The organism is Methylobacterium sp. 092160098-2 (genome assembly GCF_028920805.1).
Classification (GTDB): Bacteria; Pseudomonadota; Alphaproteobacteria; order Rhizobiales; family Beijerinckiaceae; genus Methylobacterium; species Methylobacterium fujisawaense.
Map to the genome: position 1 here is coordinate 3,357,894 of NZ_JAQPZJ010000001.1, position 13,490 is coordinate 3,371,383.

Annotated in this window: 8 protein-coding genes; 3 read left to right on the forward strand and 5 right to left on the reverse strand. The window is 65.5% G+C overall.

Features of this window, described 5'->3' with window-relative positions:
• Positions 1-2 precede the first annotated feature (2 nt).
• From PQI07_RS15805 to PQI07_RS15815, 3 genes are all read right to left on the reverse strand, one after another.
• A complete protein-coding gene (locus PQI07_RS15805; RefSeq protein ID WP_274926932.1) occupies positions 3-2,324 on the reverse strand; it encodes a 3-hydroxyacyl-CoA dehydrogenase/enoyl-CoA hydratase family protein in 2,322 nt (773 codons plus the stop codon).
• Entirely contained in the window at positions 2,324-3,460 is a 1,137-nt protein-coding gene (locus PQI07_RS15810) for a thiolase family protein (protein ID WP_274926933.1), read from the reverse strand. Before PQI07_RS15810 ends, PQI07_RS15805 begins: the two co-directional genes overlap by 1 nt.
• Before the next feature lie 196 nt (positions 3,461-3,656).
• The gene (locus PQI07_RS15815; protein WP_078947327.1) at positions 3,657-4,073 is read right to left on the reverse strand and encodes a MerR family transcriptional regulator; all 417 of its coding nucleotides are present in this window, start codon (positions 4,071-4,073) and stop codon (positions 3,657-3,659) included.
• An 821-nt stretch (positions 4,074-4,894) separates the two neighbouring features.
• Here PQI07_RS15815 and PQI07_RS15820 point away from each other — a divergent pair.
• A complete protein-coding gene (locus PQI07_RS15820) occupies positions 4,895-6,214 on the forward strand; it encodes an OmpP1/FadL family transporter (RefSeq protein WP_274926934.1) in 1,320 nt (439 codons plus the stop codon).
• A gap of 1,769 nt (positions 6,215-7,983) precedes the next feature.
• Here PQI07_RS15820 and PQI07_RS15825 read toward each other — a convergent pair.
• The gene (locus PQI07_RS15825; protein ID WP_043758650.1) at positions 7,984-8,211 is read right to left on the reverse strand and encodes a hypothetical protein; all 228 of its coding nucleotides are present in this window, start codon (positions 8,209-8,211) and stop codon (positions 7,984-7,986) included.
• A 228-nt stretch (positions 8,212-8,439) separates the two neighbouring features.
• Here PQI07_RS15825 and PQI07_RS15830 point away from each other — a divergent pair.
• Positions 8,440-9,401 (forward strand): IS630 family transposase gene (locus PQI07_RS15830; RefSeq protein ID WP_274926935.1). Its coding sequence is split into 2 segments (ribosomal slippage): positions 8,440-8,791 and positions 8,791-9,401, totalling 963 coding nucleotides; the frame shifts between segments, so codons are not numbered across the junction.
• Positions 9,402-9,508: 107 nt separating this feature from the next.
• Positions 9,509-10,452, forward strand: a protein-coding gene (locus tag PQI07_RS15835; RefSeq protein ID WP_274926560.1) for an IS630 family transposase whose coding sequence is annotated in 2 segments (ribosomal slippage) — positions 9,509-9,845 and positions 9,845-10,452 — 945 coding nt in all. Because the reading frame shifts where the segments join, the coding sequence is not laid out codon by codon here.
• Positions 10,453-10,720: 268 nt separating this feature from the next.
• On the opposite strand, the gene PQI07_RS15840 is transcribed toward PQI07_RS15835, so the two are convergent.
• Positions 10,721-12,715 (reverse strand): hypothetical protein, encoded by a 1,995-nt coding sequence (locus PQI07_RS15840; RefSeq protein ID WP_274926936.1) that lies wholly within the window; start codon positions 12,713-12,715, stop codon positions 10,721-10,723.
• Positions 12,716-13,490 lie beyond the last annotated feature (775 nt).

The following is a 13,490-nucleotide window of genomic DNA, read 5'->3' on the forward strand; positions in this document are numbered from 1 at the left end:
CGTCAGTTCCTCACCGGCCGGCCGGTCTCGAGCACGCTCTCGAACCGGTCGAGGGTTGCCTCGGTGCGGACGAGGCGCATGAAGCTGTCGCGCTCGAGTTCCAGGATGGCATCCTCATCCAGGGTATCGAGGATGTCGGCCTCTCCTCCGGACAGGACGGAGGCGAGTTCGCCCGCCACCACGAGATCGTGCTTCGTGGCGATGCCGCGCCGCGCGAAGCCCTCGGCGGCCATGCGCAGGGCGAGGCCGCCCGCGGAACCCGGCAGAGTCAGAGGCACGGGCTTCGGCGGCGCATAGCCTGCGACCAGGGACAGCGCTCTGGCCTTGGCATCGGCGAGCAGCCGGTCGCGATTCATGGTGATGCCGTCGTCGGGGCGCAGGAACAGGAGGTCCCGCGCCTCCTCGGCCGACTTCGCCACGGTTGCGGTCGAGACCGTCTCGAACACCCTGGCGACGGCCGGCATCGGCCCCTTCGGCAGTGTGCCGGAAGCCTGCCAGCGGCCCAGCATCTCCGTGCAGCCGCCCCAGGCCGGCACGAGGCCGACGCCGCACTCCACGAGGCCGATATAGCTCTCCGCATGGGCCTGGACGGCATCGCTGTGCAGCAGGATCTCGCAGCCGCCGCCGAGCGCCATGCCGGAGGGTGCGCTCACCACCGGAAACGGCGCGTATTTGAGCTGCCGATAGGTCTGCTGGCCGAGATGGACCAGCTTCTCGATCTCCCCCCACGCCGCGATATTGGCGGCGAACAGGGCCAGCCCGAGATTGGCGCCAACCGAGAAGTTCGTGCCCTCGTTGTAGACGACCAGCGCCTTGTAGCGGTCCTTCACGAGCTTGATCGTCTTGCCGAGCAGGACCATGACCTGCTCGTCCAGGGCGTTGCTCTGCGACGTGAACTCGAAGCACACCACGCCGTCGCCGATGTCCCACAGGGCCGCCGAGCCGTTCGTCAGGAGCGGCTCTCGGCCGAGCTTGATGTCTGCGAGCCGCAGCACGCCGTCGGGCCGGACGATGTCGCGGTAGCCGCCCCCGGGCTGGAGCACCTGCCGGCGGCCGTTCTCGACCCGGTAGAAGCTGCGGCCGTCGAGACCCGCGAGGAGCGGCGGGACCGGCCGACCGTCGCGGGCGAGGCGATCGGCCAAGTAGGCGCCGCCGATCCGGTCGATCAGCTCGAACGGTCCCCATGTCCAATTGTAGCCGAGGCGCATCGCCTCATCGATCGCCGCGACGTCGTCGCTCGCCTCGCCGACGAGCCCGGCGGCGTACGACAGGGTCGCGCCGATGACGCGCCACGCGTAGGCGCCCGCCCGGCCGGGCAGGTCGAGTACCGCGCGGGGGCCTTTCGCGTCCTTCAGCTCCGGCAGGTCCGCCTTCCGGGTGGGCCGGTAGGCGCCGCTCGCGAGATCGATGGCCTCCTTGGTCTTCTGCCCGCCCGTGCGGTTCAGGCGGTAGAATCCGCCCTTGCCCTTACGCCCGGTGAAGCCCGCGGCGATCAGCCGGCTGACCAGCGGCATATCGCGAAAGGAGTCGTGGAAGGCGTCCTCCGGCGGCAACGCCGCGCGCAGGCTCGCGGTGGTGTGCGGGATCAGGTCGAGGCCGACGAGATCGACGAGGCCGAACACGCCGGTCTTCGGGATGCCGAAGGGGCGTCCCATGATGGCGTCGGCCTCCTCGACCGGGACGCCGAGGTCGTCGGCGGCCGTGATGGCGTTCTGGATCCAGGTGATGCCCAGGCGGTTGGCGATGAAGCCCGGTCGATCCTTGCAGCGCACGACGCTCTTGCCGAGCCGGCGGTCGGCGAAGTCGGCGACCGTCTCGGCGAGGGCCGGATCGGTCTGCGGGCCGGTCACCAGTTCGAGCAGCCGCATGTAGCGCGGCGGGTTGAAGAAGTGGGTGATCAGGAAGTCGCGCCGGAAGGATTCGGGCATGCCGTCGACCAGCGCATCGAGCGGAATCGTCGAGGTGTTCGACGAGACCGCCGTGCCGGGCCGGCGCACGGCGTCGATCCGCCGATAGAGCGCCCGCTTCGCGTCGAGGCGCTCGATGACCACCTCGATGATCCAGTCGACTTCGGCGAGGCGGTCGAGATGGTCCTCGACGTTGCAGGCCTCGACGCGCTTGGCAGCCCGCGGGGTCATGAACGCCGCCGGCTCGGTCTTGAGCATCCGGGCGATGGCAGCCGCCGCAAGACCGTTCCGGTCGGTTGCGCCCTCCGGCACGATGTCCATGAGCAGGACCGGCACTCCGGCATTGGCCACATGGGCGGCGATGCCGGAGCCCATCACTCCGGCGCCGATGACGGCGACTTTGCGGATCCCGCTCATCAGACACGCTCCAGAAGGGTGGCGATGCCCTGGCCGCCGCCGATGCACTGGGTCGCCAGCGCGAAGCGGGCGCCCTCGCGGTCGAGCAGCGCCGCTGCCTTGCCGACGATGCGCGCCCCCGTCGCACCGAGCGGATGGCCGAGCGCGATCGCGCCGCCGTCGATATTGACCGTCTCCGAGCGCAGGCCGAGTTCCCGGATGCAGGCGAGCGCTTGGCTGGCGAAGGCCTCGTTCAGCTCGACGACGCCCACCGCGTCGACGGCGATGCCGGCGCGGGCCAGCGCCTTCCGGGACGCGGCCACCGGACCGATGCCCATGATCTCCGGCTCGCAGCCCGAGACGCCGATCGCGGCGATCCGGGCGAGCGGCTTCAGCCCGTGGCGTTGGGCATAGACCTCGCTGCAGACGAGGACCGCCGAGGCACCGTCCGTCAGCGGCGACGAGGTGCCGGCCGTGACGCTGCCGTCCTGCTGGAACGCGGGCTTGAGGGCGGCGAGTCCCTCGGCGCTGGCTTCCGGCCGGATGCAGCCGTCCGTCTCGACCGTGCCGGCCTTTGTGGCGATCGGGACGATCTCGGCGGCGAGCCGTCCGGCGGCCTGGGCCGCGGCGGCCTTGCGGTGGCTCGTCACCGCGAAGGCCTCCTGGTCGGCCCGGCTGATCTGCCAGCGGCGCGCCACGTTCTCGGCGGTGTCGCCCATGCCCATGTAGGCACCAGGGTGCGCTGCATGGAGCGCGGGGTTGGGCATCGGGTTGAAGCCCATCATCGGCACGCGGCTCATGCTCTCCACGCCCGCGCAGATGAAGGCCTCGCCGGCGCCGAGCTGGATCTGCCCGGCGGCGATGTGCACCGACTGCATCGAGGAGCCGCAGAAGCGGTTCACCGTGACGCCGCCGACGCTGAGATCGAGATCGGCCAGCATGCCGATCAGGCGGGCCACGTTGAACCCCTGCTCGCCCTCCGGGAAGGCACAGCCGACGATCAGGTCCTCGATGGTGTTCGACGAGATGCCGGCCTCGGCGACGAGCCGGCGCACGACCTGCGCGGCGAGGTCGTCGGGGCGGATCCGGGCCAGGGCGCCCTTCTTGGCGAGGGTGAAGGGCGAGCGGGCGTAGCTCACGATAACCGCTTTGGTCATGCTGTCCTCTCGGAACGATCGCGATGGATCTGCGACGCCGGCGGCCTGCCGACCCGGACGTGCCCTGTTCCGGCGCGCACAAGCCCGGCGTGGGAGCACGCACGAGAACGGGGAAAGAGGTTGTGAGACGCGCGGGCCGATTCCGGCCGCGCGGCCTCGGCCCGCGGAACCGGTCGCCCTAACGACGCGGTATGCCCTAGCGGGCGCGGCGTGATTTCGCCGGCGCCTCGGATGAGGCCAGAGCCGCGAGGGCGTCCTGGGCCTGCTGCTCGATGGCGCGCAGCTCGGCCAGCGTCTCGACGAGGGCTTGCTCCTGATCGACGAGGCTGCCGATCCGGGTCTGGATCCGCTTCAGCAGGGCGCGCAGCTGTTCCTGCTGGGTCGGATCGGCGTCGTAGAGGTCGAGATATTCCTTGATCTCGCGCAGGGAGAACCCGAGCCGCTTGCCGCGCAGGATCAGGATCAGTCGCGCCCGGTCGCGATGCGTATAGACCCGCGTGTTCCCGGCCCGTTGAGGCGTCAGGAGACCCTTGTCCTCGTAGAAGCGGACCGTTCTCGCCGTCACCCCCAGGTCCTTGGCGAGCTGGGTCACGGTGTACAGCGTATCGGACACAGGTGACCTTCTCTTCGGAGAATTCACCGTATTCCCGGTGCGCGCGAGCGGTCAACGTCGTGCCGATACTCGGATGTTGATGGGCCCCGCATCGGCCCGCCGGCGCTCGTCCACCACGCGCTCCGTCTCCGACAGCCTGCCGACCCCGGTCTTGGGCAGGATCGTGCGGATCTCGATCGCCCATCGCCGGAAGCGTCTCCGGAGCGTCGTCGCAAAGCGTCCGTCGATGGCGCGGACCCTGAGCGTCGGCTTCGCCGGCCCATTTCCTTATGCCCTGCTGGGTTCCCACCTTCCCCTCCCTTCACCGGCCTCGCTCTCTCGCGGAGCGTGCGTGATTGGCCGGGCCAGGATTGACGTATAGGTTAGCTTCTATCCCAAAGCGTCAGCCGGCCGCAAGCGGTTCAGACGATGTCGCGAGGGCCGCTGTGACACTCGGCGAAGCTTTGTATTCGCGCCGCCGCACCCGAAGCCCTGTGCCGTACAAGGCGGCCCATCGGCGTCCTCGACGCGGTCCGCCGCTCGCCATCCAGCGCCTCCGCCTCGCGGCGTGAAACCGATTTGTCACACCAGCGCCTTCCCTGCGCCGGCCGGACGCCGGAGTTCATCGGCGCACCGCTTCGCGCTTGCATTTTCTTGCCGCTTTCGGCAGCGTCCTGACCTATTGGGAAGGGGTAATGCCTGCGCGTACCGGCAGTATCGTGACAGTGGCGGCCGCGCAAAGTGTCGGTGTCGCCGATGGTTCTGGCGGCACAGAATTCAGAAAACATGACATCCGCCGGAAACCGGAAGTGGATGCGCGGTAAACCTTGGGGAGGATCGTGATGAGATTTCGGTTTCTGGTGGCCGCCGGAACGGCGTCACTCTGTGCGTCTGTCGCCACGATTGCCGAGGTTCAGGCCGGGGCATTCGGTCTGCGGGAGCAGAGCACGCAGGCGCAGGGGCTGGCGTTTGCGGGCGCGGCCTCGGGATCGGGCGGCGTGTCGTCGATGTTCTGGAACCCCGCGACCATCACGATGAACCCGGGCTTCGTCGCGGAGCAGAACTTCACCTATATCGGCCTGTCCTCGGAGATCCGCCCGGCGCCGGGCACCAATCCGGGCTTCGCGCGGCTGGGCGGCTCGGGCGAGATCGGTCAGGGCGCCCTCGTGCCGGCGGGCGCGACCTCGTACCAGCTGAACGACCGCCTGTGGCTCGGCCTCTCGACCGGCGCGCCCTTCGGGCTCGTGACCAAGCCCAACCAGGTCTGGGCCGGGGAGGTCTACGGACGCTCGTCGCGGATCTTCTCCCTGGCGATCAACCCGGTGATCGGCTTCAAGGTCAACGAATGGCTGTCGATCGCGGCCGGGCCGAACATCGAGTATTTCCGCCTGACCCTGCGGCAGGCGCTGCCGGTCCCGGGCCTCCTGCCGACCGCCTATCCGAGCTCCTTCCTCAAGGGGGAATCCTGGGGGGTGGGCTTCACCGCGGGCGCCACGCTGACGCCCCGCGACGGGACCGTGCTGGGCATCGGCTACCGCTCCTCGGTGCACCACGACATCGACGGCTCGATCGGCGTGCCGCTGCTCGCCCTGGCCCCGCTCGCCGGCCAGGTCCGGGCGAGGCTGAACACCCCCGACAAGCTGAGCGTCGGCCTGACCCAGGCGGTCTCGCCGGTGGCGCGGGTGAACCTCGGCTTCGAGTGGGACAACTGGTCGAGGCTCGGGACCATCGGGATCGTGTCGAAGACCCTCGGCCTGCCGGTGAACACCCTGCCGCTCAACTACAAGGACGGGTTCACCTACGCGATCGGCGCCGAGTACGACGCCTCGCCGAACCTGACGCTGCGCACGGGCTTCGCCTACGAGACCTCGCCGATCGACTTCCGGAACCGTTCGGTGCGGCTGCCGGACGGGGATCGCTACATCGCCTCGGTGGGCGCCAGCTACCGCTGGAGCCGGCAGCTGACGCTGAACCTCGCCTATTCGCACTTCTTCCTGGACCGGTCGCGGATCCTGGCGGGCCTCGGCCGCGACTACAACGTCGGCAACATCGCCTTCGCGGGGGTGGTGGATTCCAGCGCCGACATCGTCTCGGTGGGCTTCCGCTACGTGTTCGGCGCGCCGCCCGCCCCCGCCCCCGCGCCCCTCGTGCGGAAATGGTGATGCGCCTGCGCGGGGCGCCCGGGCGACGCTCGCACTCGAGGACGGCTGCGATCCCCGCTTCGACCTCACGGTCGACCGGGACATCCTGAAGCGGTCAGGCGGCGACGGCGAGTCTGCCGCCTGACTGCCTTCCACGACGAGGGAATCCCCGACGACGCGGCGAACCGCCGGCTGCTCGGACCCTGGTTCTGATAGGGTCTGGTCGCGATGGCCCCAGAAGGCGGCGTCGGCCGCCAGGGCGACGGCCGAGGCGTCCTTGTGGGCGAGCTTGTCGTTGCGGGCTGCGAAGCGGCGTCGGTCCTTGCTTCGGTTGAAAAGGACCTCACGCATTCGCGGGAGCGGGGCCCACCGTGCCGGATCTTCCGCTTGTGGCCGCGCGTGTCCCGGATGACCCGCGTGATCCTGCCCTTGCGTCGGTTCGCGCACAACCAGACGGCATCGCAGCCTGAGCTGGGGGCCAAGCGCCGTGTCCGGCTTGGCGCTTATTCCAGTGCCGCCGGGACGATTGTCACGTCCCGACGTTGCCGGGCGTCAGCGAGCGGATGCGAGGGCAGCCGCGGAGATCGGTGAGCGTATGGGTCTCGGTGATCCGGTTACGATCGCCGCCATGCTGGCTATCCGGGGTGCCGTCCGGGACATCATCAAACGGACCCTGACGTCGCTCTTCGCCGTGCCGCAGCCCGTCGGCGTCGACAACAAGCTCGCCTTCGAGGTCCTCGCCTCTCCGCTCGCCAAGCCCGTGGCTCCGTCAGACCCGCCGAGCTTTCGGCGCCGAAGTCGCAGATTCCACGCCGGCCACGGACGCGGTCGCCGCGCTCGACCCGGTCCACGCAAAGGAGCGCATCGCGTATGACGATGCATGCTCGCCCGATGGCCCGGACGACGAGCTTTTCGCCGAGGGGGCAGATGAGACCGCGGACGCGGCGCCTCACCGCCTCGCAGAGAGCCCAATTGACGCCTCTGCGCGGTCATCGCCCGGGCCGTGACAGTCTCGAACCAAGCGGCGGCGACTTCCTTCCGAAGCCGGGCGACCTCCGCGCAAAGCGCGACGGATCCATTGATCGCTTCTGAGGGGAGGCGTTGGCAGGTGACAGACGCCATCGCGGGAGAGGCGGCAGATGGGTCGCGCGGGGCCTTCTCGAAGCCGAGATCGGCTTGGACGACGCGCCGCTCCGCAACCCTCGTCGGGGGAAGCGCGCGTGTCAGGCGAGCGCCGTGGATGGGCGAGGCGATGGCGTTGCCGCTGAGCGCGGGGCTCTCGGTCGTTTGTGGTGTGATCCCGCCGTTCAGCTGGTGAGCGCGCGATCATTGCTCCTCATCAATCCGTGAATATACTGGTTGCAAGCGCATGATGGAACCAGCTATGGCCGTCTACGGCAAATTCTCAATGCTGATTTGGGCGCCAATGATTTATCTTGCCCCAGTATCGGGGGCGACGGCCGATATCGGTGTGGCGGACGCCAAGGTCACTGGTGGTGAACTCTGGATTATAGGATATTCAGACGAAAAAGATACTGACATTAGTCTGGATGGCCGTTTTTCACGTCAGATCGACCATCGGGGCTACTTCGAATTCCGCGTCATCTATCACCCGGCGACGTGTATCGCGACGCTGCGCACAGCGCGTCAAGAGCGCAAGATCGTGGTTGCCAATTGCGGCGAGCAAGGACCAGCCGGACCTCCGGGACCTCCGGGCGCTGCGGCCGCGACTGGACACAGCAGCAGGGTCGAACAGGGAGACAGGATGGACGGTACCAAGCCGTCCGAGCTCAGCGGATCAGGGGCATCCAGAACGGCCATTGCCGGCCCCCCCTGGCCACCAGGACCGAGCGGGCCGCCAGGGTCCGTTGGCCCACCGGGGCCCGCCGGCCCACCGGGACCCGCTGGCCCGCCGGGGCCTGCTGGCCCGCGAGGGCCTGCCGGGCCAGCAGGCCCCGCCGGCAAGGCTGGTCCACCAGGCCGACCTGCAACAGTGCGGCCCACAGTAGCCCGGACATTGCCCCTTCGTCCGGCGCCAAAGGCCGCTCCCAACCGGCAAGGCGCGAGCACCCCCAATCTTGGTGAAGAACCCGAAGCGAGTGATGGTGTGAGCCCGGAAGACAGGTACTGATCTCTGCACAATCAGGATCCGTCCGTGCCGCCACCGAAGCGGATCGTCTAGAGCCGTGCCCAGCGGTGTTGCGACAGGACGGTGGCTGGAGCGTTGACGGGTGAAGGAGCCAGCGATGCCTTCACCGTTGTCTGTCGATCTGCGCGAGCGCGTCGTGGCGGCCGTGACAGAGGGCGCTTCCTTCCATCAGGCGGCGGCGCGGTTCGGGGTGAGCGTGTCGAGCGCCAGCCGCTGGTCGCAACGGTTTGCGCAGCAGGGTCACGTCGCCCCCAAACCGACGCACGGCGACGACCGCCTGCCGGCGATCGAGGAGCATGCGGATCTGATCTTCTCCCTCGACGAGGCCCGGCCCGAACGCTTCCTGCGCGAGTTGCGCGACGCCCTGGCCGAGCAGGGCGTGCAGACCAGCACGAGCGGGCTGTCACGCTTCTTCGCTCGCCATGGGATCACCCGTAAAAAGGGGCGCTGTACGCAACTGAGCAGGAGCGGGCTGACGTGAAGGCGGCGCGTGAGGCGTGGTTCGCGGCTCAGCCTGACCTCGACCCCGACAAGCTCGTCTTCCTCGACGAGACGGCGGCCGCCACCAACATGGCCCGCCGCTACGGTCGCGCCCCGTGCGGCAAGCGCTGCCGGCTCCTCGTGCCCCAGGGCCATTACATAACAACCACTATCACCGCCGCTCTGCGCACCACCGGCCTGTGCGCCTTCGACCTCGCGGATGGCGCTACCAATGGCCAGCGCTTTCGCGACTACGTCGCCAACCGCCTCGTCCCGGTGCTGCGGCCCGGCGACGTCGTGATCCTCGACAACCTGCAAGCTCACAAGGTCAGCGGCATCCGCGAGCGGGTCGAGGCGGCCGGCGCCCGGCTGCTCTACCTTCCGCCCTATAGCCCCGAGTTCAACCCGATCGAACAGATCTTCGCCAAGCTGAAAGCCCTGCTGCGGAGCGCAGCCGCCCGCACCGTGCCAGACCTCTGGAACGCCATCCGGCACGCTTTCACCCGCTTCACCCCAGACGAGTGCCGCAACAGCCTCGCCGCCGCCGGCTACGACAACGACTTGGCCGTCGCTACGTAAGCGGGAACGGCTCTAGAGCGTTTTCGGTTTGGGCTGAGTCGGCTTGGTGGGGTTCACGCGGCGCTGGGAGGCTGATTCACTAGGCCGGTCGACAGCTGGAGTGATGCATGGGCCGCCCCTACAGCTTGGACCTGCGCGAGCGGGTGGTGACCGCGGCTGCGGCGACCTCGCGCCGTCAGGCGGCCGCCCGCTTCGGGGTCGGCCAGGCAACCGCGATCCGCTGGATGGCGGCGCTCGCCGCGACTGGGACGGTGGCCGCCCGGCCGCAGGGGCGTGCCCGCCGCTCCAAGCTCGACCCGTACGAGACGTTCCTGCGTACGCTGATCGACGAGAAGGTTGACATCACCCTGGAGGAGATGCGCGCCCGGTTGCAGGACGAGCATGGCCTCACCGTCGGGCTCGGCACGCTGTGGGCCTTCCTCGACGCGCGCGACCTGACGTACAAAAAAAGACGGCCCACGCCGCAGAGCAGGATCGACCGGACGTGAAGGCCGCCCGGGAAGCGTGGTTCGAGAGCCAGCCCGATCTCGACCCGGACCGGCTGGTGTTCCTCGACGAGACGTGGACCGCCACCAACATGGCCCGCACCCGCGGGCGCTGTCCCCGCGGCCAGCGGCTGCGCTCCCCCGTCCCGCACGGTCATTGGAAGACCACGACCCTGGTGGCGGGCCTGCGCCTGTCCGGGATCGCCGCGCCGTTCGTGCTCGACGGGCCGATCAACCGCGACGCCTTCCAAGTCTACGTCGATCAGGTCCTGGTGCCCGAACTCGCACCCGGGGACATCGTGATCATGGACAATCTCGGCAGCCACAAAGGCCCGGCCGTGCGCGCGGCGATCGAGGCGGCAGGCGCGCGGCTCCTGTTCCTCCCGCCCTACTCGCCGGACTTCAATCCGATCGAGATGGCGTTCTCGAAGTTGAAGGCGGGGCTGCGCAAGGCCGCCGAGCGCACGCGCGAAGAGCTCTGGACCACAATCGGGCGGCTCGTCGATGCCGTCACGCCCGACGAGGCCGCAAACTTCTTCGTCGCGGCAGGATACGACCCCGATTAAACCGAAACCGCTCTAGCCCTGTTCCACCGAGGCCGTCGAAACCTTCCTGCTCGGAACAAGCGGCCGAACTCTCTTCCTTACAAAACGCGCGGAGATGCCCGGCCGGCCCGAAAGGGATGACGGGCTTAGCGGCTCTGTTCATCGTGCAGCCTTACCGGTTGCGCACTCCGCTTTCCGTGCCTTGCACTCAAAGCGATCCGAGAGGGCAGCCGTTCAGTAGCACCTGAGGCGGCCGGCCAAAACTGGCGCTCATTCGCGCCCGCTCGATTCATGTGGGCCCCTGCCTGTAGGAGGCAGCACTGTCTGCAGGATCAAGCCCAGCACCAGTTTTGTCGACCGACCAAACGACATCCGTCTCGGAAACGAAAATCGGTCGGCCAATTTCCTTCTCCCTGAGCCAGCGCGTAAATCCTGAAAAGCCGCTAGTATGGAAAATCATCGGCCGGCTAAGCGCGCGAAACGCTTTCATCAACGTCTCCGCTTCGGCATCGCTGACCTCCTTTTTGAGCGCTAGGCTCAGAAGCTCCATTCTGTCAGCCACCCTCTTTGGAGAGTAGCCCTTCACAGACGTGAGTTCCCGGGTGCAACTCATGGAGTACCCGGCTCGAGATGTCGGAACCGGAACATCGCCACACACGTATAGGGCACGCCTGGCAAATACCGCGATCGGCCGCTCGTCGGGCGCAGTAAAAAGCACGGCATCGGGCGGCGCTTTCTCGCGAACGACCCGAAGCCAGGATGGCATCGCCTTCGCGTCAGGCGCGATATCCGATGCATAAATGTCCAAGGGGGTCGCGTAGCGCAAATCGGGATTGGTCCAGCGAGGAAACTCGTAGACCACGCACGACAGAAACAAAACGATCAATACGCCCGCCACGACTGAGGATCTCGATCCCCTGTCCGCCCATCGGGTAATTTCAGCCGCGACCACGGGGGCCGCGAACAGCAGCGCCGTGAAGAGGAATTTATATCCGACGCCGTCGCGAACCGCGATCACGACGTAGGCCAACTGAAGTCCGAATGTCACGCCGATGAAAAATAACGTCGGCCAGGATATGATTTTCCATCGAAATATGAGAACTGACAGTAATATCGCGTCTATTGCACAATAGATCCATCCCCACCTGATGAATTGGAGAGGAAAGTCACGAAGCTTCACAAGACTGAAGGGCGGAATTTCCGAATCCCGTCCGAGGAATAGCCCATAGAGAACCACTATGCCGAAGCTCGCGATCCAAAGGGCAAAAATCAGGCCGGTCTTGATAAGAGCCCGACGATCGGACGATCCCACTCCACGGAACTGATGCAGGATTTCATAGGCAATCAGTGCCGCGACGACCGCCATACATGATGGTAAGAAAAGCGGATAAACCAAAGAACTCGCAAAAGACGCTATATTCGCAAGTATGAGAAATGAAGACCGCTTGAAATTAAGGTAGCCCAGTACTGCAAAGACCATCAAGACAAACGAAGACAACCCGAAAACCATCGTGTCCATGTTCTGAATTTTTTCCATCATTGGCGTTATGCGTGCGTCTCCCAATGCATGGTATTCACTTTTGACTATGCCGAGTATGATATCGGGTAGACCGACGGCGAGGAGTGCAATTGCGGTACTTGCGGCTACCTTCGTAGGGTTATGGCGCTGACCCAGGAAAAAAATCGAACACTCTACGATGATGATGAACATCGAAATAAAGTGCAAAATATTAAGCGGTAAGAAAAGTCTCGTTGGCGAAATCGCGACAAGATTTGAAATAAGAGACAGCTGTGTCCACCCGAGCCAACCATAATTTAGCCGAAGCCCAGCCATCTCAAACTCTTCCGGCAATCGCGGCAGCAAATTGATCTGCTGTATAGCCGCAATCTGCATCATGTTGTGCCAACTGTAATCCGTTCTGAATGTTTCCTTTAGAACCGTAAAGATGATCGGGGCCGCCAAAGCGCAAGCCAGAAGCGCGGAATACCCGCAGCCACGAAAATTAAATCTTGGGCGGAAGTAAAGAATAAGAGCGCCCGCTACGAGAGCATTCAGCGCGCATGCTAAGTATGTAAACTGACTGAATTCTAAACCGAATGCTATTGCCACCGGGAGCTCGAGAGACAAAAGTCCCGGCGATAGCACGAAAGCTGCCCAGACTCTCACTCGCATCGGAATCACATCGGCTAGCAAGGCGACCAATAGAAATCCCGGCGCTATCACCGAGGACCCCGCGAGAAGGAGATTCACAGCCTGTGATGCAATCGCCGACATGGTGCCCATGGGAGAACTGCTGCTTATAAGGCAACGATATAATTAAAAACACGCAAGCGCAACTTGGTAGAAATGATATAGGGAACCAAAAATCCAGTCGAAAAGCGATATACGAAACTAATGCAGCTGCTGTGGTTTCTGTCTTGGCTGGATATTGCCCGCTAAAACAGAAGCTATATAAGATAAAATGACGCTCGGCTGTGCGCCGTCAGGGCTCTCTCGCTTCGTAGAATTTGGCGTATGACGCCAACAAACTTGGAGGCTCGCAAACATTTTTGATAGCGAGAGAGTGAAAGCGATCGATTGCGCCTCGGATCTTTGGACGTTGAAAGCAGATCGTGCGATCACGTCATCAGGTGATCAGGGGACCGAATTACGCTCCGCGAATCGATCGTGCCGGTAGGGTTCTTCGCCGTGGCGGCTTCACAAGCCGGGCGACCTCGGCCTTTTCGATCCCCCCCATGGCTTGAACGCTCCAACGTGGTGCGCGACGGCTCCTGGAACGTCCGAACGGATGGAGGCGTACCTCCCCCGGTGGTTCCGATGTTTGAGGCGCCGAACTCTAGACAGGTCAGACGCGAGGGAAGCGCCTGGTTCCGTGGTGCCTGCGATGCATTCGACCGCGGATTTGCGTCTTGGGTTGAGTCCGGTGAGGGAAGATCGGGCCAAAACTAACCGATGCGGGCCATCTTGTTGGCAAATGCTATCAGACGAGTTTGGCTACGCGATCCCATATGTGAACTTCATTAAAGCCCCGTCGTAAATCGCTTAGTGCCGATACGAT